This is a genomic window from Pantoea sp. paga, assembly GCF_007558755.1.
In the GTDB taxonomy this organism is placed as follows: Bacteria; Pseudomonadota; Gammaproteobacteria; order Enterobacterales; family Enterobacteriaceae; genus Pantoea; species Pantoea agglomerans.
Window position 1 is genome coordinate 800,407 of sequence record NZ_VLTF01000002.1, and the last position, 25,590, is coordinate 825,996.

Here is a 25,590-nt window from a genome sequence, read left to right on the forward strand (position 1 = left end):
TCTTTCATTGAAGAGAGCCCCCTATGTCAGAAATCAGCCGTGCCGTGCTATTCGGCAAACTGGATACGCTGTTATTTACCTCGCTGGAAAGCGCCACCGCCTTTTGCAAACTGCGCGGCAATCCCTATGTCGAACTGGTGCACTGGCTGCATCAGCTGATGCAGCAGCAGGATGGCGACTTACAGCAGGTCATCACACATTTTTCACTGGATGAAAAGGCCCTGACTCAGGACATCGTTGCCGCGCTGGATCGCCTGCCGCGCGGTGCCAGTGCGGTCTCCGACCTCTCCGAGCATATCGACAGCGCCGTTGAACGGGCGTGGGTTTACGCCTCGCTGAAATATGGCGCGACCCGCATTCGCGGCGGCCATCTGCTGATCGGCATGCTGAAAACCTTCAACCTGGCCAGCGTGCTGAAAGGCATCTCCGGTCAGTTCAGCCGCGTCAACGCCGATGCGCTGCTGGCGGAGTTCGACACGCTGCTCAGTAACAGCAAAGAAGCGCAGCAGGCGCTGAGCGCACCGGCGGATGCTGGCGGCGCACCGCCCGCCGCCAGTGGCAGTACGCTGGCACAATATGCGCAGGACCTGACGGCGCGTGCCCGTGAAGGCCGTATCGATCCGGTGACCGGACGTGACGATGAGATCCGCCAGATGGTCGATATCCTGATGCGTCGTCGCCAGAACAACCCGTTGCTGACCGGCGAAGCGGGCGTCGGCAAAACCGCGGTGGTCGAAGGCCTTGCGCTGCGTATCGCGGCGGGCGATGTGCCTGCGCCGCTGCGCGATGTGCAGCTCTGGCTGCTGGACATCGGCATGCTGCAGGCGGGTGCCGGCATGAAAGGGGAGTTTGAAGCACGACTGCAGGCGCTGATCAATGAGGTGCAGTCCAGCCCGACGCCGATTGTGCTGTTTGTTGATGAGATCCACACCCTGGTCGGGGCAGGCGGTCAGCAGGGAACCGGTGATGCCGCCAACCTGCTGAAACCGGCGCTGGCGCGCGGACAGTTGCGCACCATCGGCGCGACCACCTGGGCTGAATACAAAAAGTACATTGAGAAAGATCCGGCGCTGACCCGTCGCTTCCAGACCGTGCAGGTGCAGGAGCCGGATGAAGCCAGAGCGATTCTGATGCTGCGCAGCACCGTCAGCGCCCTGGAAAAACATCATCGGGTGCTGCTGCTGGATGATGCGGTCAGTGCGGCTGTGAAACTTTCGCATCGCTACATTCCGGCGCGCCAGCTGCCTGACAAAGCGGTGGCGCTACTGGATACCGCCTGCGCCCGCGTAGCGGTCAGCCAGGGTGCGCAGCCCGCGGCGCTGGAAGATTGTCTTCATCGTCTGGCGGCGCTGGAGATTGAAGCGGAGATCATCGAACGTGAAATCCGGGTGGGCCTTGGCGACGCCACCCGCCAGCAGGCGATTGCAGCGCAGCGCACTGCGCTGGAAGCCGAGCGGGATGCGCTGCAACAGCGCTGGCTGCAGGAGCGCGAACTGGTCGAGACGCTGATTGCGTTGCGCGCCCGCTGTGTGACAGAAGAGGATGCGGCGCTGCGTGAACAGCGCGATGCGACGCAGCAGCAGCTTACTGCGCTGCAGGGCGACACGCCGCTGCTGTTTGCCGCCGTCGATGCAGGCGTGGTGGCTGCCGTGGTCTCGGACTGGACCGGCATTCCGCTGGGCCGGATGGTGAAGAATGAGATCGACGCGGTGCTGAATCTGGCCGATACACTGAACCAGCGAGTCATCGGCCAGCGTCACGGTCTGGATCTGATCGCCAGACGGGTACGCACCTCGCGCGCGCGTCTTGATAATCCCAACAAGCCGGTCGGCGTGTTTATGCTGTGCGGCCCTTCCGGCGTCGGTAAAACCGAGACCGCGCTGGCGCTGGCCGAGTCGCTGTACGGCGGCGAGCAGAACATCATCACCATCAATATGAGTGAGTTTCAGGAGGCGCACACCGTTTCGACGCTGAAAGGCGCACCGCCGGGCTACGTCGGCTACGGCGAAGGCGGCGTGCTGACCGAAGCCGTTCGCCGTCGCCCCTACAGCGTGGTGCTGCTGGATGAGATTGAGAAAGCCCATCCGGATGTGCATGAACTCTTCTTCCAGGTGTTTGATAAAGGCTGGATGGAGGATGGCGAAGGCCGGCACATCGATTTCCGCAACACCATCATCATTCTGACCTCCAATGTCGGCACGCAGTTAATCAGCGCGATGTGTGCCGATCCTGAACTGATGCCCGATCCCGATGCCCTGAGCACCGCGCTGCGTAAGCCGCTGCTGGAGGTGTTCCCGCTTGCGCTGCTGGGCCGTCTGCTGGTGGTGCCGTATTACCCGCTCAGCGACGCGATGCTGGCGGAGATTGTGCGGCTGCAGCTGGCGCGCATTGTGCGTCGTCTGGATGATAGCCACGGCATTGAAGCGCAGATCGACGAGTCGGTGGTGAGCCAGATCGTTCAGCGCTGCACCGAAGTCGAGTCGGGCGGTCGCATGGTGGATGCCATCCTTACCAACACGCTGTTGCCACAGATGAGCCAGATCCTGTTGAGCGCCCACGCCCGCGATGAACGCTATCGCCGCGTCGATGTGCGTTGTGAGCAGGGTGAATTTGTCTGCCAGTTCGCGGTTTAAAGCCTGGCTATCAGAGAGTAATTGAATATGTCGGAACATGATCAACCCCTGAATGTCCCCAACGCCTTGCCGCTGGGTTACCGCTTCAATGAGTTTGAAATCAAAGAGGTCATCGGTGGTGGTGGCTTTGGCATCGTCTATCGCGCCTGGGATCACCAGCTGGAACGTGATATCGCCATCAAAGAGTTTATGCCCGCCTCGCTGGCAGTGCGCAGCGATGACCTGAATCTGGTGCTGCGCAGCGAGCGGTTCAGCAAAACCTTTCACGCCGGACTGAACAGCTTTATTCAGGAGGCGCGGCTGCTGGCACGCTTTAACCATCCCAACCTGCTGCACGTGCTGCGTTTCTGGGTGCAGAACGACACCGCCTACATGGGCACGGTGTTTTACAGCGGCACCACACTCTCGAACTTCAGCGAACGCAATCCGCAGTCGGTGAATGAGACCTGGATCCGTCGTATGCTGCCGCCGCTGCTGGGGGCGATCAAAACCATCCATGAAGCGGGCTATCTGCACCGCGATATCTCGCTGGATAACGTCCAGATCCAGAGCAGCGGCGAGCCGATCCTGCTGGACTTCGGGTCGGCGCGTAAAACTATCGGCAATCTGTCGGATGAGAGCGAGACGATGCTGCGTCCCGGCTATGCGCCGATTGAGCAGTACAGCGACAACGACGAGAGCGAGCAGGGCGCGTGGACCGATATCTACGCGCTGGGCGCGGTGCTGCATACCCTGATCACCGGTGCGCCGCCGCCGGTCAGCGTGGTGCGCAGCATCGAAGATAATTACCAGCCGCTGGTGCAGCGTCGTCTGGCAGGCTACTCGTCTGCGCTGCTGAGCGCCGTCGATCGCGCGCTGGCGCTGAAACCGGAAGATCGTCCGCAGAGCATTGATGACTTTGCTGCGCTGATGGCGTTGCCGGAACGTGAACCGGAACCGCTGCTTAGCGCAAAAATCAGCGGACCGGGCACCATGCTGGTGCCGATTGAAGAAGAAGAGGAGGTGATCAAACCCGCCTCGAAACTGAAAACGCTGCTGGGGCACCGTTTTGCACTGCCGGGCCTGGTTGCCGCTGGCGTGCTGGTCGGCCTGGGCGCCGGTATGCTGATGTCACGCGGTAACGAACAGACACCGCCGGCTGAGACCGCGCAAAACGACGCGCCTGCCGTCACCGTCGCGCCGGTTAACCAGCCGGTTGCCGCGCCACCAACCCAGGTTGACGCCTCACCGGATACGGTTGCCAGCACTCCGGCTCAGACGTCTGAGCCCACGCAGACCGCCGCGCGTGAACCCGATCCACAACCGGCACCACCGCCCGCTCCGGTCGCCCAGGTCTATATCCGTCTGCAGCAGGGTGAACGCGTTCAGGTGAACGGTCAGCCGCAGGCGCTGGTGCCGGCGGTGAATGGCTTCGCCACGCTGCAACTGGCACCGGGCAACTACACCTTTGCCATCAGCGGCCAGAGTGGCACCCGCGAACAAACGCTGAACATCAGTGAAGAAGGTGTCTGGTTGCTCGATCCACACAGTTAATAGTCAGGGATTACTTATGTTCTCACGCATTACTGCACAGCTGCCGGCGGACGGCCTGCTGTTCCATACGCTTAAGGGGACCGAGACGCTGTCCCGTCCGTTTGTGCTCACCGCTGAACTGCTGGCCACCGACGCGCGCATCGACCGCCACGCCCTGCTGGGCAAGCCGGTGACGTTTACGCTGCCGACCGACGGGCTGATGAACGCGCTGAGCCCGCGCTACCTTAACGGCAAAATCACCCGGGTGGCGGTGCGCAGCCAGGAGCTGAGCGGCACCCGCTACGCGGTCTATGCGCTGACGGTCGAGCCGGACCTGTGGCCGATGAAGCGCGACCGCAACCTGCGCATCTTCCAGAGCCAGACGGTGCCGCAGATTGTGCAGACGCTGCTGAAGGAGTACGGGGTCAACGTGGAGACGCGCCTGGCGGGCAGCTACCGGGTGTGGGAGTACTGCGTGCAGTATCAGGAGAGCAGCCTGGACTTTATCAGCCGCCTGATGGAGCTGGAGGGGATTTACTATTTCTTCCGCCACGAGGCGGACAGGCATACGCTGGTGCTGTGCGACGCGCCGGACCAGCATCAGGCATTTCCGGGCTATGAAACCATCGCCTATCACGTCACCCCGTCGGGCGGCGTGGTCACCGAAGAGGGCATCAGCCAGTGGTCGCTGGCGGAGAGCGTGACGCCGGGCATCTACAGCACCGACGACTACGACTTCCGCAAGCCGAACGCCTGGATGCTGCAGGCGCGGCAGAACCCGGCGTCGCCGGTGCCGGGCTCGGTGGACGTTTACGACTGGCCGGGTCACTTTGTCGACCACAGCCACGGCGAGTCCTACGCGCGCATCCGTCAGGAGGTGTGGCAGGCTGAGCACCACAGCGTCAGCGGGTCGGGCACGGCAACCGGCATCGCGCCGGGCTTTACCTTCTCAATCATCAACGCGCCGCACTTCAGCGACAACGGCGAGTATCTGGTGACCTCGGCGACCTATGACTTTGCCGAAAACAGTTACGCCAGCGGCGACACCGGCGACAGCCGTCACAACATCCACTTCACGGTGCTGCCGTCGTCGGTGACCTACCGCACGCCGCCGGAAACGGCGTGGCCGAAAACGCACGGCCCGCAGACGGCGAAGGTGGTGGGACCCAAAGGCGAGTCGATCTGGACTGACCGCTATGGACGGGTGAAGGTGAAGTTTCACTGGGACCGGCTGGCGAAGGGCGACGACACCAGCTCCTGCTGGGTACGCGTATCCAGCGCCTGGGCCGGTCAGGGATTTGGCGGGGTGCAGATCCCGCGAGTTAACGACGAAGTGGTGGTGGACTTCATCAACGGCGATCCGGATCGTCCGCTGATCATCGGGCGGGTTTACAACGAGGCGAGCATGCCGCCGTGGGCGCTGCCGGCGGCGGCGACGCAGATGGGCTTTTTGAGCCGGTCGAAGGATGGCAACAGCGATACTGCTAATGCGTTGCGTTTTGAAGACAAAGCAGGGCATGAGCAGATTTGGATCCACGCCGAAAAAAATATGGATACGGAAGTGGAAAGCTGTGAGACGCACCATGTTGGTGTGGATCGGCAGAAAAGCATAGGCCGTGACGAAAAAGTCACGATAAAGCGCAATCGTCAGGCCGACGTGGGTGAACATGCGGTGAGCAATACGGGCATCCAGCACGTTATTAATGTTGGCGAAGGCGAAACGGTGCTGACCATGGATAAAGAGGGCAATGCGTTGCTTGAAGCTAACACCAGCATCAAATTAAAGGTGAACGATAACTATATTTTGATATCTCCCGATGGGATTCAGATTCAGGTTAACGCAGGAAATATCCAGGCAGAAAGTGTTGAAACTGCCATGCTGACGGGCAAAAAAATGACAATGTTGGGGGGCGGTGTAAATGCGCAACTCAAGGCTAGTGACAGTGTTGAGATCTCCGGGACGAACATCACGGACATCAGAAGTGCTGTAGTCAAAATTAACAGCTGATATTGTTAAAAAGGAGAAGATGCATGGGAATGCCAGCTGCCAGAGCTCTGATAGATAAAGCAGCGCACAGTGGCCCAATCCAGTCTGGTAGCCCAGATGTGATTATCGGCGGTTTCCCCGCTGCAAGGAAAAGCGATCGTATCGTCTGTTCAGAGCATGGTAACGGTATTATCGTCGGCGGAACGGTCAGCGTTTATGTTAACGGATTGCCATTGGCGCGAAAGGGTGACAAAACGCAATGTAGTGTATCTGGCGCAACCAAAGAAGATAAACCACAGGCAAAGCCTCCCCAGTATTGGGGAGGAAGCCTTGCTAAAAAAGCAAGTGAAGATGGCACAATACACGGTGATCATTTTGATGCAACCATACTGAGTGCCATCTCCAGTTTGCAGGATAAAAATGCTGACGGCAGTTTTGATACGGCCTCATCAGGGTTTGCTCTTGAAGACCTAACCATAGGTAATATGAAGAGTAATGATCTTACAAGAGGCGAATTGCGCAATAAAATCGCGGTAGCCAATGTGACAGGGACCTGGTACGGTTACAGTGGTGACAGCGATATTACGGGATTTAACAACAGCGCTACTGCATTGGGGATGCAGTATGGTGCAAGCGGTGCTTTGGGCAAGGAGGGAACACTTTACGGCAGCGGTACCGGAGATGTGACATTGGGAACCGCTGAAGCTAAGGCAGTTTCGGAGATTTACAAAGGTAATAATGGGCGCTACGGGTTTAGCGCGGAAGCGGGTGCAGAAGCAGCAGCGATCAAAGGAGAGGCCTCAGGCAACTTTGATTTATATGGTATTATTGTGACTAATGCAAAAATTAGCGGAACTGCAGTCGCAGTTGGACTTTCTGGAGGAATAACGGGATATATTGATACTAACGACGACTCACTTAATATAAAGCTTTCAGGTGAAGTTATGATGGCTCTGGGGTTAGGGTTTGACATTGATACGAAAATTTCCATCAAAAGAATTTTAGAATGGGGATATGAAGATGATGATAGTGAAAATAAAAAAATTAAAAAAACTGGCAGTGGTGAAGGATTTATTATCACCGGTTGTAGCAGTGTTATAGTTGGTGACTGATTTTCATTACAGAGGAGTTTATAGTGAATTACATTTTTTTTGTCATTTTTCTTATCCTGACACTTATTTATTTATGGAATGGTCAGGATTTTTTTAATAAAAAAGAATGGTTTATGCTTATTTTGAAAGTGGTTGGAGTTTTGATTTTTACCGCTTTACTTGGGCGGCTTATGCATGATTTGATTGTGTCATGGGAAATAATGCCTATGGCATTAGCTAGACATTTTACTACAGCTTTAGGTCTCTCTCTTTTGACTGTTTTGGGTATGAAATTCATGGTGGTAATGCTATGTGCCATCTTTAAAAAGATTATGGTCTTCCATAAAAAATACAACTATGAAAACTATAATCAATTATCGTCTGTTTCGAGTGGCTTTTCTTTTTCTCTTCTTGTTCTCGCGAAATGTGTTATTTCCTGTGGAAGCGTATTGATGTTCTATGGTATTTGGCTAGCCTGAGTATTTGGTAAAAAGGAGTTTTATGAACGTTGAAATGATTTATGATTTTCCGGTTATATCAGCTTTTACAGGGCAGGAAACACAGCAGCGATTCTGGAAATGCCTATACACATCGGCACCTAAAGAAATGCTCAATTATTGGGTTGTTCTTCCACAAGGATTGAAGCCTGCAGAGGTTAACCCGGTTGATTTTCCTGCAGTGGGTTTAACCAACATTGGACGCTATCTAACAACAGACACTTCACCTTATCTTGAGGTTTGGATGGGTTATGAACATTGCCAGTGGGAGATGAATGCCGCCGACTGGTTATTCAAAAAACTGTCCATAATGGGGGAGACAGTGTTGCACCGCCGTTTTGTTGGCAAAGCATCTGAAAACGGTATGTTTGCAGATGTGCTCACTATCAGAAAACATGAATCTGGCGATGAGGTAATTTCTCGTTATACGGTTCAGAAAGATTATAACCCGCAGGAAAGCGGCGGTAACTATTTTTTGTTAAAAGTATCCTGTGCTAGTCATGATTATGCAACTCTGCTAAACGATATTTATGTGACGTCTGTTAACTGGGATCTTTTACATCGCAGCAATTTAGGAATGGCGGAATTATTAGTTACGGTTGATTTGGGAAGCAGTGGTTCGTTCAAGGTTCCTGGTTCGTGGCGTGCAAAAACAATTGCGACCAACCGAATGGTTATTGAACACACTGTTGATCATGTCAACTATGGCGTAATTAATCTTTATTTTTATCCTGTTAAGGACTTCCCCTCAGCTGACAGTGTTTTTGAGAAGGCTACGGAAAGATTCCATCAGACTTTAGATAACATCTCACTTGTTACTAATGAACCCGAATCGCTACAGAATGAAATTAATGATGCGTCCGATTCTGTTTTTCAAACGTGCAGCGGTCTAGTATCTAGTGAAAAAGATAAAATGCGAGCTTTTTATCAGATGTATATTTTCCGGCAATCAAGTCTATGGTGCTATGCCGAGTTAGTAGGCAGACAAAGGAATCCACATGATTACCATTTTGAAATCAACAAAAGATGTATGGAAATCATTCTTTCCACAATAAAAATAGAAAATATCTGATAGATAAAGAAATTCTTGAATCATAATGTTTTATTTAATCGCCTGCCATTAAGTATCAGCTTTTGATAATCAATTATAAATTACAAAACCCTCCTTGGGCTGAATCCGCAACATTTCTTTCTACACTTTCGGTCAGGTAACACCCTGCCGTTCAAGTCAGTCAGGTAAATCACCATGTTCTCACGCATTACCGCACAGCTGCCGGCGGACGGCCTGCTGTTCCATACGCTTAAGGGGACCGAGACGCTGTCCCGTCCGTTTGTGCTCACCGCTGAACTGCTGGCCACCGACGCGCGCATCGACCGCCACGCCCTGCTGGGCAAGCCGGTGACGTTTACGCTGCCGACCGACGGGCTGATGAACGCGCTGAGCCCGCGCTACCTCAACGGCAAAATCACCCGGGTGGCGGTGCGCAGCCAGGAGCTGAGCGGCACCCGCTACGCGGTCTACGCGCTGACGGTGGAGCCGGACCTGTGGCCGATGAAGCGCGACCGCAACCTGCGCATCTTCCAGAGCCAGACGGTGCCGCAGATTGTGCAGACGCTGCTGAAGGAGTACGGGGTCAACGTGGAGACGCGCCTGGCGGGCAGCTACCGGGTGTGGGAGTACTGCGTACAGTATCAGGAGAGCAGCCTGGACTTTATCAGCCGCCTGATGGAGCTGGAGGGAATTTACTACTTCTTCCGGCACGAGGCGGACAGACACACGCTGGTGCTGTGCGACGCGCCGGACCAGCATCAGGCGTTTCCGGGCTATGAGACCATTGCCTATCACGTCACTCCGTCGGGCGGCGTGGTCACTGAAGAGGGCATCAGCCAGTGGTCGCTGGCGGAAAGCGTGACGCCGGGCATCTACAGCACCGACGACTACGACTTCCGCAAGCCGAACGCCTGGATGCTGCAGGCGCGGCAGAACCCGGCGTCGCCGGTACCGGGCTCGGTGGACGTCTACGACTGGCCGGGTCACTTTGTCGACCACAGCCACGGTGAGTCCTACGCGCGCATCCGTCAGGAGGTGTGGCAGGCCGAGCACCACAGCGTGAGCGGGTCGGGCACCGCCACCGGCATCGCGCCGGGCTTTACCTTCTCCATCATCAACGCGCCGCACTTCAGCGACAACGGCGAGTATCTGGTGACCTCGGCGACCTATGACTTCGCCGAGAACGCCTACGCCAGCGGTGACACCGGCGACAGCCGTCACAACATCCACTTCACGGTGCTGCCGTCGTCAGTGACCTACCGCACGCCGCCCGAAACGGCGTGGCCGAAAACGCACGGCCCGCAGACCGCGAAGGTGGTGGGGCCCAAAGGCGAGTCGATCTGGACCGACCGCTACGGGCGGGTGAAGGTGAAGTTTCACTGGGACCGGCTGGCGAAGGGCGACGACACCAGCTCCTGCTGGGTGCGCGTCTCCAGCGCCTGGGCCGGTCAGGGATTTGGCGGGGTGCAGATCCCGCGAGTGAACGACGAAGTGGTGGTGGACTTCATCAACGGCGATCCGGATCGTCCGCTGATCATCGGCCGGGTTTACAACGAGGCAAGCATGCCGCCGTGGGCGCTGCCGGCAGCGGCGACGCAGATGGGGTTTCTGAGCCGGTCGAAGGATGGCACGGCGGACACCGCGAACGCGTTAAGGTTTGAGGATAAGTCGGGTGAGGAACATCTGTGGATTCAGGCGCAGAAGAACATGGATACCCATGTTAAAAATGACGCCAGCCATTCAGTCGCCAACAATCACAGCCACTACGCGGGCGGCAATGAGCTCTACCGTGTCGAAACCAACCGTGTCCACGGTGTAAAAGGGGGCGAAGAGCGGCTGACCGGTAAAGGCAAACTCGATGCGGTGGTCGATACCTATGTAGTGGGTTCGGGGACTAAACTTCGCCTTGAATGCGGAGAGAGTGCTATCGAACTGAATGCGAATGGCCAGATTAATATTGTGGGCAAGGGCTTCAATATTTTTGTGCAGGGTGATGGTCATATCACCACCTCTGGCGGCAAACTGAACCTGAACACGGATGGCGCGAAGCCGGGCACAAGTGCACCGGGCTCCAGTCATAAACAGAATATCAGCCAGGCCGTAGAGAATCTGTTCCCGCCGAAGCAGAAAGGACAGGCGGCTCCGGCTGCGCCAAAAGCTGCGGCGGCACCGGCGAAAGGGGCGGCTGCACCGTTAAAACAAACCGCTAATTCGGATGACGCTAAGAAACTTGATGACAGTGTTGTTCGATCAATTATGAAGTCAGAAGGAGCGGGTGGTGAACAGGGCGGTGTTCCGGAAATGTACGGTTTCAGAAAAGGATTTGGGCCTGCATATAACGATATCGCAACCGCCAGGAAGAAGTATGGTCAGGGGAGTGATGAAGAATTTGAGGTGGTGTCAAAATATATGAACCAGACAGCCCAAAAAGCCGGGGCGCTTAATTTTAGTGATCCAGGAAAACAAGCAGCCGTTATGTCATTAGCACACATGAGAGGAGTGGGAGGTGCTCAGGCTATACTCAATTCTATGAGTGGTGATGATATCGTCAAATCTTCACAACTCACTGAAAAATCTATTGACTATGTTGAAAAAATGGGTTCTTCTGAATTCCAAAATGATCTTGTCAGCGCCAGATTGAATTATGACAAGGCTATATATGGTTCAACCACTACGGTGAAAAATGGTGTTTCATATAACTGGTGGGATCATTATTCAACCGGTTTGACTAAGCGCTATACCAATGAAGCTGCTGAATTTTTGAAGTTTTCAGGTGAATGAAATGAATCTATTTATTAAGTTATTTTTTCTGGTTGTTTTTACAGGTGGCTCAATAGGTGTTGCAACAGCATCGGATACTCAGACGGCTTATTCTCAGTATAATAACCTGAATAATGTTTCAGCTATTTTTAATGACCAGAAAGTCGTTTCCAGTTTAAAATCTGTTTTAGGCAGCGAGTACAGTGACTTTAGCCAGAATTTTGATGTATTTGGCGAGCCTCACAAAACAGCTAAGGGGGGTATATTTGTCGAGGGCTGGTTAAAAGATCTTTATCTTGAGCAGGCTTCAGCATTTGTTATACAGCCTGACGGTAAAGTGTATGCTGCATGGATGCTGCCTGAAGATAATAAAATACATTATGTAAGCAATGATCGTGCAAATAATAAAATGCAGGAAGATATTGCGAGTTGGGCAAAGCGTTTTGATAAAGAACAGTCAGTTACTCCTGCTAAAAACCAAAAAGAAATGCAAAGCAATAGCGAGAAAGTTTTCGAGACGGAAAAATTCAAAATCAAAATAACGTCGCTTTGCCCTGTGGGTTCGGAGTGTAATGACGTTAGTTATGAGGGTGTAAGGAAATCAGATGGGGCAGTTGTAAGATTAAAAGGCAAAGCCATGAAAAGTGATTGTGGTCAAGCATCCTGCCCGGTGTTGAGTTATAAATTCCGTAATCATGATGCAACCTATATTATCAATAATGTAATTAGTAACCTTACTGTTGTTGTTAATAATAAAATCGTACTATCTGAAGACGGAAAGTGGAAGAGTGATTCCGAGTAATTAAATTCCTGTGTGATGGTGTGCTAATTTTACGCACTATCACACACGATTTTTGCACATCATATATAAATGGATTTTTAAAGTGGCAGATCTTAAATATAATTTATTTTTCGATTAGGTGTGCTGCTGTCTGTTATTTTTTTATGCTCATTGTGTAATGGCGGATTATTTCAGTACTGAACTAAATGCCTCTGACTTTCGTGTAATTATTAATCATCATTGTTTTGCTTTAGGTGAAGATTGTAGCAGTTAAACTCAGAAGCAGGCGGGCACGCAGATAAGTGAAAACTTTGACTATGACAATAACCTAATCTGTGAAAAGCGTGATGACAACTCGCTCAGCCAGGCGCTGTAACTCTAAATTTACCTAATCTTAACGGCTGGATTAATAGGGTTAATGATTGTCTGGATTTTAAAGGTTAATCAAATGAATAAAGTTGGATTTAGCTTAGCGGTTTTGTTGTCAATCTCTTCATTATCCTTGTTTGCTTCTGATAATTTTACTGGTCAGTGGAGTGGGCAAGAGAAAAATGATAATGGATCATTATATTCCACTCTAACATTAATGTTAAAACAGAGTAATAATAACATAACGGGTAGTTATTGTTATGTGACAAGGGGCGGAAATAAAATAGATTGCCCTGATGATAATGACAGCAATCTCAAAGGTACTGCAAACGGTAAAAATGCTTTGATTGAATTTGATTCTTCATTTGGCGGAGTGAAGGGTAAAGCAAATTTAGAACTTAAAGATAATAAAGTTTTATGGAAGTTAATCAAAGACCCTGAGAATGGGGATTTTTATGCGCCAAAAACTTATAATCTTGACAAAGATGTTAGTGAAGGAGATTTAAAATCAGATATGAAGGTTTTGTCTACATCTGATTTCACGATTACTTTATTGAATAGTTGTGGGGGTTTTTATACTGTGTGTGATAAGGTTAAATACATAGGCCTCAGAAATAAAGATGGAAAACAAATTACTCTTGAAGGTAAAACTACACAGCCTGTAAACTCAAATAAAGCTGAAGGGATGCTTTTCAATAATAGCGGTGTAGATTATGTTGTGAGCTTTAATCCGCTTGAATTGAAGGTGGAACAGGGTAATAAAACGCTTGTTAAGCAAGGTGGCAGGTGGGAATGATAATTTTCATTATCACTCAAGTGAGATTTTTACTGTATTTCAAGTAATAAGAATGACATTATAATAATGTTATGGGTTTTATTAGGGTGGTGATATGTACTCTCCACCCCACATAATGTTGAAGTGTGAGTAATTTCTTTAATTTAAAAGATTTTAATTACGTTACTCTTAGTGATTAAATACCCTTCTTGTTTTCTATTGTCAACCCCCGATAAAAACACAATGATTGTAAACCGTTATTTCGCCAGCATTATATTTGTGCCTGTCCTCATGGTTTTATCCTGCATTGTCAGGGCTGAATCCAGCACGGAATTGACCGTTCCTGCCCTTAACGAGGGCGATTTTTCCGTTCTGCTAAACGACTATGCTTTCACTCCCGGAGACACATGGAGCAATGAAAGCTTCGTACGGGCTGGTAAGGCTCTGAGTTCAGTTCTGGCCGGAGAAGTGGCTATCAATAACCAGCAGTACAACTACTTCCAGCATAGCTATGACGGCTTTGAGTTGTTCAGCGCGGCGGCGGTTGGAGATGCCAGCCACACGGTTCTGGCTGAGATCCTTCTGGAAAATGCCAATGTGCCGACGTCCCGAAATATAAAGGTAGGCGATAGCCTGGAACAGGTTCAGCAAGCCTATGGACCCGGAAAAGAAGATAACAGTGATAATCAGCACTGGCTTGTCTACCCGTCTGGCGGGAAACAGTTGATGTTCCAGATTGACCAGGGAAAGGTCAGCTGCATCATGTTGAAAACAGACATGGGTGTAGAGCAAAGCGAAATCAGCGCTGACCAGGCTATCAGCGCTGCAACCGAAGCAATTCATACCTGGCACCTGACCACCCTCAATGAGAAATGCCTGCGATACGATCTCGACGACAGCAGTGATGAAAGTTTCTTTATTATTACGGTTCGTGAAGATAATCACGACGCCAGTTGCGGTGGCGATCCTGATATTACGCATCGACTTTTCGACATTAAAGTTGCGCGTGATAATACACAGATACTCACTAATGCCGATAACGTTGATGGCGAATACCATAGCCTGATTCCACCCGCCACAAACAATTAATAAAACGGATACCCAATATGCATTACCAATTCAATGAGGGCGCCTTTGCGCTTTTTCCTGCTGCCTGGCAGGACACCACCATGAATATTCTCCGCGATGAAGTCAGTGGGCTGGCATGGGTTGTGAGCCGTGGCGTTATTTCTGAGGACAGTGATGCGGAAAAAGAGTTTCAGCGTCAGTGGGACACATTGCGGAGTCAGATGGGCCATATCCAGCAGACTGAATTTGTACGTTTGATGGCAGGTGTGGATAACACATTACACGCGGTAGAAGTTGAAACCGTATTTGACCGTAACGGGCAGGCAGTGTGGCAGAAACAGCTGGCTACACAGGTGCCTGACTCGAACATCTTAATGATTTTTACGCTCTCAGCCATGCGTCCATTCAATGAAGAGGATGGACAGCGCTGGAGTGCATTTAAACAAAGCCTGAGTCTGAACAATCCACGGAAAGCATAACCTATGGATAACCCTGCTGCCCGCGTGGGCGACGAGATCATTCACTCCAGCATTTTCGCTGATATCACAAGCATTGTGGCTGAAGGTGCGGCCTATGCCGTCATTGGTGCCGCAGTGGGTGCTGCTATCGTCTCGGCAGCGCCCCTGCTGGGTACTGGGGCGGCAGCGGCGAGTGTAGCAGCCGTGGGTAACAGTTGCCTGCTCAGCGGTATTCTGGGTGGTGTACTGGCCAATGCCGTTGGTCTGTCACAAGAGATCAGCAAAGCTGCCGATGAGCTGGGAAACATGATATTCCCGCCGTCACCTGCCGGAGTAATCGCCAGTGGATCAGTGAATGTCTACGTTAATGGTCTTTTAGCCGCACGCGCGGCCGGGATGCTCACGCCCGGCGAGACACCGCCACCGGAACCACAATCGCCGCAGAGCTTCGCCGACTATGGCGGCATGTTGCTCTCTGCGGTCGGCCAGTTTGGCAGTGCAATGTGGCAGCCCACGGTAGCCTCCGCTGATGCGGGCACCTCTCCGCTGGAGCAGGACAAAGTGGCTTGTGAAAAACACAGTGCACCGCAATATCTGGCTCAGGGATCGAAAAGCGTCTTTATCAATGGCCAGCCTGCGGTGCGCGCAAAGGATAAAACCACCTGTGACGCCACCGTGAGCGACGATGTTTCCCCCAATGTCATCATTGGTGGTGAAACCGTCACGGTCAGAGAGATCAAAAGCGGCAAGGTGCCAGGCCTGGCCGTGATGATGATCGGCCTTTCCCTCATCCGTGGTCGCCCCAGTCAGATCCTGAAAAACATGCCCTGCGCGCTGGCCGGTGCCGTGGGTGGTATGGCAGCGGACATGGCTATTAACGCGGCCTTTTCGTCGCTGTTTCCGGTACACGCGGCGACCGGCGTCAAAGTCCTTAATGATGATGCCGAGCGCGATTTTTCCCTTCCCGGACGTTTCCCGCTCAGTTTTCAGCGCAGCTATAACAGCCTGACCCAGCGCGCTGGGCTGTTTGGTCAGGGCTGGGCCACGGTGTTTGACAGCTACCTGACGCTGGAAGGGAATCGGGCAACCTGGTTTGATGACAACGGGCGCGAGCTGAGCTTTGACGTTCCCGGTGACAAAGAGGTGCTCTACAGCATCAGCGAAGGGCTGATGGTGCGGCGCAACGCGTCTGGCGATATCGCCATTGCCGATGACGACGGTGCGGTATGGCGTCTTTACAGGTGCACGGCCGCTGATCCGCAGGTGCTGCGCCTGGCTTCACTGAGCGACGAGTACGGTAATGCGCTGGAGATGGGCTGGGATGAACAGGCCCGCCTGGTGCGTATCCATGACGCGCCGCTGGCAATTGACGTCACGCTGCACTACGACGACAAACAGCATACGCGGCGCCCGACATCAGCCAGCCATGTTGATGGCGATCAGCACTGGCCACTGACGCGCTGGACCTACAATGATCGGGGCCAGCTTGCCAGCGTCACCGATGCCGCAGGCGTTGTCTCACGACGCTTCCGTTACAACGATGACGGGTTAATGGTCTGGCATCAGCTGCCGGGCGGGCTGGAGAGTGAATATCGCTGGCAGAAGCTGGATCACTGGCGCGTTATAGAAAACCGCACCAACAGCGGTGATGGCTGCCACATGCATTACGATCTTGAGGCGGGCATCACGCGCGTGTCGACCTATGACGGTCAGCAGCGCGAACATCACTGGAATGCCGCGGGGCTCATCACCTGTTTTATCGACGAGCGCGGCGAGAAGTGGCGCTACGAGTGGGATGAAAACGAACTCCTGACGCGTCGCATCGATCCGCTGGGCAACGCGGTGAGCTTCACCTATGACGATCTGGGCAACCGTGTTGAAGAGAAGGATGCTGACGGTGGTGTGCAGGCGGTGCAATGGCTGTCACACCGTTCGCTGCCCACGGTTGTTGCCGGAGCAGACGGTTCCACAACGAAATACTATTACGATCCCCATCACGGCCTTGAACGCGTTGTTGATGCGCTCGGGCAAAGCACGCTGTATAAGCGGGATGAGTTCGGACTGGTTGTCGAGGAGACTGACGCAGCAGGTAACAGCTACCGCCGTGAGTTTAACGATGCCGGCCAGGTTATCCGTGAAACCGACTGTTCAGGGCTGACCACGCGCTACCGTTATCATCCCCTGGGCTGGCTCAGCTGTGTCATCGCGCCGGATGGTGAAGAAACCCGTTATCACTATGATGCAGCAGGCCGTCCTCTTCAGCTGGAACGCGCAGAAGGATGGGAAGAGCGGTTGCACTGGAGTGAAAACGGACTGCCGCTGGCCTATGAATCGGCTGATGGCAAGCGCAGTGAATTCCGTTACGACAATGTCGGGCGCTTGATCGCCAACCGTAATGCACAGGGTGAGACGGTTCAGCGAAGCTGGGACAGCCGTGGCCGGTTGACGGCGCTACAAAACGAGAACGGCGAGCAGTATCAGTTCGAGTGGGGCGCAGATTCTCTGTTGCTGGCCCAGGTCGGGCTGGATGGCGTTGCCACACGATATGACTATGATGCGGCGGGCCGCACGGTATCACGCACCTTTGCTGCCGGACATCCTCAGTCCATTACCCATCGCTATCACTGGAGCCGTGCGGGGCAACTGCTGGCGCGGACCACGCCGGAAGGCCAGACGCGCTATCACTACAGCGGTGGGGGGCAACTGGGCAAAGTGTCGCAGCATCTGCCGCTGTCTGACACCGAGTGGAGCCAGCAGGCCGAGCAGGAGATTAACTTTAAGTACGATGCGCTGGGCCGCATCGTTGCTGAGCAGGGGGAGCAGGGCGAACTGGCGTGGGAGTATGACGCGCTGGGCAACTGCACAGACTTAACCTTGCCGGATGGCCGCAACCTGAAGCAGCTTTATTATGGTAGCGGCCATCTGCTGAGCATTGCATTAGACAACCTGCCGGTCACGGAATTTACCCGTGACACACTGCATCGGGAACTCAGCCGGACGCAGGGCGGCCTCACCATGCGCAGTGAGTACGATCGGTTAGGCAGACTGCGTCGCCGTGACGTGTTTAAGGGTGACTCACAGCGTCCTGCACCGCGCGTCTGGTCCCGGCGTCGCGACTTCGATTACGGCAACAACCTGATCCGTGAAGAGCGCGACGATAATCCGTTCAGCCAGACATTATGGAACTACGATAACGCCGGCCGGCTGTTGTCTCAGGACGGTGCGCAGCCGGGTAATGAACAGTGGCGCTGGGATGGCGCAGGCAACCCGCTGGATCGCCATAGTGCCGCTCATGTCATGAATAACCGCGTCACCGAACTGAACGGTATCCGCTGGCAATATGACATTCATGGCCGTACCACTGAGAAAGATGACGGGCATACCCGCTGGCGATATCGCTACGATGGTGAGCATCGCCTGACGGACGTCATCAGCGAGCCACGGGACCGTAATAAGCCGCGCACTAAGGTGAGTTTCCGTTACGATCCGCTGGGACGCCGCATCAGTAAAACCAGCCAGCAGCTGTTGCAGGGAAGACCGTCTGGCGACGCCGTCACGACGCGCTTTGTGTGGGAAGGCTACCGCCTGCTGCAGGAAATCCACGACGGCACTCCGCTGACCTACGTTTACAGCGACAGCCAGAGCTATGAGCCGCTGGCGCGTATTGATGGTGTGGAAAGCCCGGAGATTTACTGGTTCCATAATGCGGCCAACGGAATGCCGGAGCTGCTGACTGACGGTGAAGGGCAAAAAGCCTGGGAAGGTATCAACAGCCCGTGGGGCAAGCTGCTGCGCGAGTCCAGCCAGCGGATGCCAGTTGTTCAGCAGAACCTGCGTATGCAGGGCCAGTACCTGGACCGGGAAACCGGACTGCACTACAATCTGTTTCGTTATTATGATCCGGACAGCGGACGGTTTACCCAGCAGGACCCGATAGGGCTGGCGGGCGGGATCAACCTTTACCAGTATGCGCCGAATGCGCTGGGATGGGTGGATCCGTGGGGCTTGACAGCATGTGGTGATAAACCAACAAAGCGGTTACCCGAGGCTGAGCAAGGGCAATATAATTACAGAGGGATACATAAAGGTCATCCTGAATGGGATAATGCTTTGAAAGGTAAGGTTGTACCGGGTAATGTAAATTCTAAAATATCTCCTGAAGAGCATAACTTCGGCGGTGTGTCTGGAGATAGTCCATTTACTTCATGGACTGATGATCCTGCTGTTGCGCGAGGGTTCGCTGGTGCAGAGGGTGTTGTGCTCAGAGTTAAAACGGGAGCACCTAAACCAGGTGATGCCTGGTCGTGGGAATATTCCTTTGATGAATGGATGGAGCGAGAGATATTAATGAAAGGAGTTCGGTTTGGTGATGTGGAGGTATTTCTGCCGTGATTGACTTAAAAGCATCCAAGCTTATAGATGAGCATTTTCCTGAGATTTACAAGGGCTTATTGAACAATAATGGCAATAATAAAATTGCTGCCTTTGAATGCAATAAACAAAATGAATTGCGCTTGATGAAAGTTCATTATGAGAATGCTAAACGCTCAGGATTAAATGCGATAGGCTTAGAAAAGCTAATAACCGAACTGGAGAAAAACCATGAGGATACAGTGTTCCTTATTAACATAAGGAATGAGGGGTATTTTTTTAAATTGTATCTTGGCCAAAATTTACATGAGTTATTAGGATATGTCATTTTAGAGTTAAGGAAGAAAACTGAAGAAGAACTACGCTGGGGGCGTGAAGTTTTGGGTATTAAGAATAAAAATTCTGATTTTTAAAAGATTATTTCCGTTTTGGGATTTTCTGTTGCGCTGATATAAGCCGGCCGGGTCGCTGGCATTCGTCATGAGTGTCTCGCCAGCGGCCCGGCGTTAAATATTCTATAAGCCATTTTACCTTCTCCTGCTCCGGTCCATAGCCCATCCTTTCTGCCTGCATAAACATCTCCTTTTCCTATGGTTCGCCCCATATTTTAATCCATACCCTGTCCCAATCCTCCTGAAAAACCCACCCATCATCACTATTACCTCTGGCTATAACCTGCCGTTATACCCTCCTGCTAAACAAGCATTCGTCACCTTTCAGAACGCATGAAATAGTGGTTTCAGAACCTGATCTTTTGGCTGAAACGAGAGACAACATGCTAATCCCACAACCCTATTTACTCTTTCTTGGTGATGTTACCGATCCCCTTGCGGCAAAAACGGCGCGCGGTATTCATATCTGGCGGCCGGAGCAGTGCGTTGGCGAAATTAAACTGCCGGGCTGCACGGTCAGTCTGGGTCTGGATGAACTGGATATTCCCGGCGCCAAAGCGCGCGGAGCGAAAACGCTGGTGCTTGGCACTGCCAATGCCGGGGGCTATCTGCCAGGGCACTGGCTGGAAACGATCAAAAGTGCCATTAAAGCAGGCATGAATGTGGCCAGTGGTCTGCACCACCGACTGGTAGACGAACCGGAGCTGGTGACGCTTGCACAGGCTTCGGGTGTTGAGCTTTTTGATTTGCGTCATATGCGTCCAGCGCTCAGTGTTGGCAGCGGCAGGAAGCGTTCAGGTAAGCGGATACTGACGGTGGGAACGGACTGCTCAGTGGGCAAGATGTACACCTCACTGGCGCTGGAAGCGGCGATGCGTGCGCGTGGCCTGAAAGCCGATTTTCGTGCCACGGGGCAGACCGGGATTCTGGTCGCAGGGGAGGGCATTGCTGTGGATGCGGTCATCGCTGATTTTATTGCCGGTGCAGCAGAAGCACTGTCACCGGCGAATGACGAGGACCACTGGGATATCGTTGAAGGTCAGGGCTCACTGTTCCATCCCTCCTATGCGGGCGTGAGTATGGGGCTGATGCACGGTGCACAACCACACTGGCTGGTTATGTGCCATGAAATGGGACGACCTCACATGCGTCATTTGCCACACCAGGCCATGGTCAGCCTGCAGGCGTGCGTTGAAGCCAATCTGCGTGCCGCACAGGTGACCAGTGAGTCCGTTCAGCTGGCTGGCTTTGCTATCAACACCTCCAATTACAGTGAAGAAGAGGCGCTCGCTTATTGCGCCGAAATCAGCGCTGAATTCGGCTTACCGGCCACAGATCCGGTGCGTTTTGGTATTGATGAGATCGCCGCACTGCTTCAGGAGCGTGGCTGAAATGAGAAAGTTGCAGATTGATGTGGTGGAGCTGCCGCTGGCGCGACCCTTTGCTATCGCACGCGGTACCCGCACCGCCGTGACGGTCATCCGTGTCACGCTGGAGCAGGAGGGGTTCATCGGGCAGGGCGAATGCACCCCGACGGCCCGCTACGATGAGACGCCGGATAGCGTTCAGGCCATGCTCGAAGCGGTACGCACTGACATTGAGTCGGGCCTCAGCCATCATGATCTGCAACACCGCTTACCCGCCGGTTCAGCGCGCAACGTGCTGGACTGTGCGCTATGGCGACTTGATGCCGCACGGACTAATCACACGCTGTGGCAAAAGAGCACCTGCTCTCAGCCAGAGTCGGTTGTTACGGCAGAAACCCTTAGCCTGGATACGCAGGAATGTATGGCTCTGGCGGCGGCGGATGCCGTATCACGTGGCGCCCTCCTGCTCAAAATTAAGCTCGACCGTAATGCGATCCTGGAAAAAGTAGCAGCGATTCGCGCGGCGGCACCGCATGCCACGCTCATTATCGATGCCAATGAAGCATGGTCGGGTCTGGAACTGGAAAGCCTGCTGGTGGCACTGAAGGCATTCAACATCGCGATGGTGGAGCAACCCCTTCCCGCCGGACAGGACCATGACCTGTTACGTTTCAAACATCCCATACCGGTCTGTGCCGATGAGAGCTGCCATACGCGGGCGGATATTGCCGGATTACGCGATCGCTACGAGATGATCAACATCAAGCTGGATAAGTGCGGTGGCCTGACAGAAGCGCTGGCGATGGTGGATGAAGCGCGGATGCTCAATATGCGCATTATGGTCGGTTGCATGCTGGGCTCGTCACTGGCCATGGAGGCCGCATTGCCCGTCGCGGTTAACGCTGAGTTCGTCGATCTGGATGGCCCCATCTGGCTTGCCGCCGACAGTTCTCCTTTCCTGAGCTACTCCCAAGGCCGTATCTGGCTATAACTCTGTGAGGCGACGATGACGGACACACAACGTACTTCCCCTGCAACCCGCGCTGCCTCTGCCTCTCCCGTGCTGGCGATTCAGGATCTCAGCGTCTCGTTTCATGGACGCAGCGGTGAAAATCAGGCACTCAAAGGCATCAGTTTTGCCATTCATCCAGGTGAAATCGTCGCCGTCGTGGGTGAAAGCGGCTCAGGCAAATCTGTCACGTCGCTGGCTGTGATGGGCTTGCTGGCAAATAACGGCCGTGTCGATGGCGGCAGCATGCAGTTCCGCGACCGCAGCGGAAAAGTGCATGCGTTAGAAACGCTGGATGATGCTCAGCGCCGCACGTTGCGTGGCCGTGAAATGGCGATGATCTTTCAGGAGCCCATGACCTCGCTGAATCCGGTGCTGCGCATTGATGATCAACTTACCGAGGCATTACGCGATCATCACCAGTGCGACAGAAAGCAGGCCCATGCGCGGGTGCGTGAATTGCTGCGACAGGTGCGTATCGCCGATGTGGACCGCGTCATGAAAAGCTATCCTCACTCGCTGTCAGGCGGCATGCGGCAGCGTGTGATGATTGCGCAGGCCCTTGCCTGCGATCCGCAACTCCTGATTGCCGACGAGCCTACCACAGCGCTGGATGTCACCGTACAGGCGCGCATTCTCCATATTCTGCGTGAGCTGCAACGTGAGAAACAAATGGCGGTGCTGTTTATTACTCATGATATGGGCGTGGTAGCGGAAATCGCCGATCGCGTAGTGGTCATGCTGCGTGGCGAAGTGGTAGAGCAGGGAACCGTGTCTGAGATTTTTGCCGCCCCGCAGCATGCGTATACCAAAGCGTTACTGGCGGCAGTACCAAAACTCGGCGATATGCGGGAACACACGTGGCCGCAACGCTTTCCTCTGCCCGGTGCCCGCGAGGCTGTGCAAGGCGAACAGCATACCGCTCGCTATGACGTGGCGCCGCTGCTGGATGTGCGCGGATTAAAAGTCTATTACCCGATTCGCAGCGGCATCTTATCGAGCCTGACGCATCACGTGCATGCGGTTGAGCAGATTGATTTCAGTCTGTGGCCAGGTGAAACCCTGGCCATCGTGGGTGAAAGCGGCTGCGGCAAATCGACAACCGGACGGGCGCTGATGCGCCTTATCAACAGTGAAGCTGAAAGTATTCACTTTGAAGGAAAGGAAATCTCTGACCTGAAAGAGGCAGAATTCCAGCCGCTCCGCCGTGAAATTCAGATGGTGTTTCAGGATCCCTATGCGTCACTGAATCCCCGCCTGACGGTGGGTTTCACCATTGCCGAGCCGTTGCTGTTACATGGCATAGTCTCTTCGCTTGAGCAGGCTTCCCCACAGATAGACGCGCTGCTGAAGAGCGTCGGTCTCCTGCCAGAGCACGCGCGTCGTTATCCGCACGAATTTTCTGGCGGTCAGCGTCAGCGTATTGCCATTGCCCGCGCCATGGCGCTGAAACCGAAAGTGATTATTGCGGATGAAGCGGTATCGGCCCTTGATGTCTCGATTCAGGCGCAGGTGGTCAATCTGATGATGGATCTGCAGCAGCAAACGGGCGTGGCGTGGATTTTCATCTTTCATGATATGGCGGTAGTCGAGCGTATTGCTAATCGCGTAGCGGTGATGTACCTCGGTCAGATTGTGGAGCTTGGACCGCGTCAGTCGGTATTTAATCAGCCGCAACATCCCTATACCCAACGTCTGCTGGCCTCCGTGCCGGTAGCGGATCCCGAAAATCGCCAGCCCCGTATTTTCGATGACAGCGAAATCCCCTCGCCGTTACGTAAGGTGGGCGAAACGGTCACTAAAACCCGATATCGGCAGGTTGCCCCCCAGCACTGGGTAGCTGACGGCATTGCATTGCAATAATCCTTAACGACCAGGAGAATTTATGAAAACGCTGTTTCGCCGTACTTCGCTCGCCCTCGCATTGACGACGACGCTGGTCATGACTGCGCAGGCACAGGATCTGCGCATTTCAATGTATGCTGATATCACGGGGCTGGATCCGCACGACACCTCGGATAATGTCAGCTACTCGGTTCAGAGCGGCATCTTTGAGCGCCTGTTCCAGTTTGATTCCCGGATGAAGCTGCAACCCTGGCTGGCGACCGGTTATACCTCAATGACAGTGCCACCGAATTTACGCTGACGCTGCGTAAAGGCGTTACCTTCCAGGACGGTACCCCTTTTGATGCAGACGCCGTCAAAGCGAACCTTGATCGTCTGGCAGATCAGAAAAAAGGGCTGAAGCGTAACAGCCTCTACAAAATGATTGATAAGGTCACGGTGCTGGCACCCGACCAGGTAAAAATCGATCTGAATCAGTCGTTCGGGGCCTTTATCAACACCCTGGCGCATCCTTCCGCGGTGATGTGGAGCCCGTCAATTCTTAAGCAATATCCGGACGAAGCGCAGTTGCGACTGCATCCGGTGGGAACCGGTCCGTTTACCTTTGTCGACTGGAAACCGGGTAAAGCCGTTACGCTGGCCAGATATGCAGGTTACTGGCAGCAGGGATGGCCTAAAGTCGACCATGTCATCTTCTCTCCGAGTCCCGAAGATGCGACACGGGTGGCAGCGTTGAAATCGGGGCAGGTGGATGCCATCTGGCCATTGCCTTCAGACCTCATCGCAGCCGTTCAGCAGGACAGCCACCTCTCCATTCAGCGCGATCCGAGCATTTATCTTTATTACATGGCGATCAACACGCAGCACAAGCCGCTGGCCGATGTTCGGGTGCGTCAGGCAATCAACTATGCGATTGACCGTAATCTGTGGCTGAAAGTGGCCTTCGCCGGTCTGGGCAAACCTGCCACATCCGCGATCCCGGAAGGCGTACAGTTCTATCAGAAACAGGACGATCCTGATTACGGCTATGCGCCGGATAAGGCCAAAGCCTTGCTGAAAGCGGCGGGTTATCCGGAGGGACTGGATCTTAAGCTCTGGGTGACCAACGCCACGGCCAGCGTCCGTGCCGCTCAGGTGCTGAAAGCGCAACTGGCCACGGCAAGCATTCGTGCCACGGTAACACCGATGGATTCCGGCACGCGCAACGCTAAGTTGTGGGGCGTTCAGGACCCGAAAAAGGCGGAGTTTGACCTCTATTATGGCGGCTGGTCGACCTCTACGGGGGATGCCGACTGGGCGCTGCGTCCGCTGTTTGCCACCGAGTCCTGGGTTCCGACCTCGTATAACGTCTCCTATTTCAGTAACCCTGATGCAGATAAAGCGATTGCTGCCGGGCTGGCGACGGCCGATCCGGCAAAGCGTGGCATCGCCTATGCGCAAGCGCAAAAGGTGTTGTGGAAAGAAGCACCGGTGGCGTTCCTTGGCACGCCAGACAATCTGGTGGGCAAGCGCAACACGCTGAGCGGCGTTTCGATGCTGCCTGATGGTAATTTACTGTTCACTCAGGCGTCCTTTAAATAAGACGGTCTCTTCTTCCTCGTCACCCTGTCCGGAACGGATGAGG

General features: G+C 53.8%; 15 protein-coding genes and 2 pseudogenes. All 17 read left to right on the top strand.

Features of this window, described 5'->3' with window-relative positions:
• Positions 1-23: 23 nt before the first annotated feature.
• The 17 genes and pseudogenes from tssH to FOV68_RS09570 all read left to right on the top strand — a co-directional run bounded on the left by tssH (position 24) and on the right by FOV68_RS09570 (position 25,547).
• Complete coding sequence (tssH, locus tag FOV68_RS09485) at positions 24-2,633, top strand: type VI secretion system ATPase TssH (protein WP_143990676.1); 2,610 nt, start codon at positions 24-26, stop codon at positions 2,631-2,633.
• 27 nt (positions 2,634-2,660) lie between these two features.
• On the top strand, positions 2,661-4,166 hold the full coding sequence (locus tag FOV68_RS09490) for a serine/threonine-protein kinase (RefSeq protein ID WP_143990677.1): 1,506 nt from the start codon (positions 2,661-2,663) through the stop codon (positions 4,164-4,166).
• A gap of 16 nt (positions 4,167-4,182) precedes the next feature.
• Positions 4,183-5,713: pseudogene (locus tag FOV68_RS09495) on the top strand (type VI secretion system Vgr family protein); the annotation flags it as partial.
• A 463-nt stretch (positions 5,714-6,176) separates the two neighbouring features.
• Positions 6,177-7,244: a PAAR domain-containing protein gene (locus FOV68_RS09500; protein WP_143990679.1), complete on the top strand. Its 1,068-nt coding sequence runs from the start codon at positions 6,177-6,179 to the stop codon at positions 7,242-7,244.
• Between the two features lie 23 nt (positions 7,245-7,267).
• Positions 7,268-7,702, top strand: a complete 435-nt coding sequence (locus tag FOV68_RS09505) for a hypothetical protein (protein WP_137241530.1) — start codon at positions 7,268-7,270, stop codon at positions 7,700-7,702.
• A gap of 22 nt (positions 7,703-7,724) precedes the next feature.
• A complete protein-coding gene (locus FOV68_RS09510) occupies positions 7,725-8,792 on the top strand; it encodes a hypothetical protein (protein ID WP_137241529.1) in 1,068 nt (355 codons plus the stop codon).
• Positions 8,793-8,966: 174 nt separating this feature from the next.
• Positions 8,967-11,552, top strand: a complete 2,586-nt coding sequence (locus FOV68_RS09515) for a type VI secretion system Vgr family protein (RefSeq protein ID WP_143990680.1) — start codon at positions 8,967-8,969, stop codon at positions 11,550-11,552.
• Between the two features lies 1 nt (position 11,553).
• Positions 11,554-12,333: a hypothetical protein gene (locus FOV68_RS09520; protein ID WP_083068291.1), complete on the top strand. Its 780-nt coding sequence runs from the start codon at positions 11,554-11,556 to the stop codon at positions 12,331-12,333.
• A 427-nt stretch (positions 12,334-12,760) separates the two neighbouring features.
• Positions 12,761-13,477: a hypothetical protein gene (locus FOV68_RS24335; RefSeq protein WP_255473651.1), complete on the top strand. Its 717-nt coding sequence runs from the start codon at positions 12,761-12,763 to the stop codon at positions 13,475-13,477.
• Positions 13,478-13,699: 222 nt separating this feature from the next.
• The gene (locus tag FOV68_RS09535) at positions 13,700-14,545 is read left to right on the top strand and encodes a hypothetical protein (RefSeq protein WP_255473652.1); all 846 of its coding nucleotides are present in this window, start codon (positions 13,700-13,702) and stop codon (positions 14,543-14,545) included.
• A 17-nt stretch (positions 14,546-14,562) separates the two neighbouring features.
• Positions 14,563-15,003: a DcrB-related protein gene (locus tag FOV68_RS09540; protein ID WP_143990682.1), complete on the top strand. Its 441-nt coding sequence runs from the start codon at positions 14,563-14,565 to the stop codon at positions 15,001-15,003.
• 3 nt (positions 15,004-15,006) lie between these two features.
• Complete coding sequence (locus FOV68_RS09545) at positions 15,007-19,374, top strand: RHS repeat-associated core domain-containing protein (RefSeq protein ID WP_255473653.1); 4,368 nt, start codon at positions 15,007-15,009, stop codon at positions 19,372-19,374.
• Positions 19,371-19,766: a hypothetical protein gene (locus FOV68_RS09550; protein WP_255473654.1), complete on the top strand. Its 396-nt coding sequence runs from the start codon at positions 19,371-19,373 to the stop codon at positions 19,764-19,766. Before FOV68_RS09545 ends, FOV68_RS09550 begins: the two co-directional genes overlap by 4 nt.
• 362 nt (positions 19,767-20,128) lie before the next feature.
• Positions 20,129-21,136: an N-acetyltransferase DgcN gene (gene dgcN, locus FOV68_RS09555; RefSeq protein WP_143990683.1), complete on the top strand. Its 1,008-nt coding sequence runs from the start codon at positions 20,129-20,131 to the stop codon at positions 21,134-21,136.
• Position 21,137: 1 nt separating this feature from the next.
• Positions 21,138-22,103 carry an N-acetyl-D-Glu racemase DgcA gene (dgcA, locus tag FOV68_RS09560; RefSeq protein ID WP_143990684.1) on the top strand — a complete coding sequence of 322 codons (966 nt, stop codon included), beginning with the start codon at positions 21,138-21,140 and terminating at the stop codon, positions 22,101-22,103.
• Between the two features lie 15 nt (positions 22,104-22,118).
• Positions 22,119-23,984 (top strand): ABC transporter ATP-binding protein, encoded by a 1,866-nt coding sequence (locus tag FOV68_RS09565; RefSeq protein WP_143990685.1) that lies wholly within the window; start codon positions 22,119-22,121, stop codon positions 23,982-23,984.
• A 22-nt stretch (positions 23,985-24,006) separates the two neighbouring features.
• Positions 24,007-25,547 (top strand): annotated as a pseudogene (locus tag FOV68_RS09570) (glutathione ABC transporter substrate-binding protein).
• Positions 25,548-25,590 lie beyond the last annotated feature (43 nt).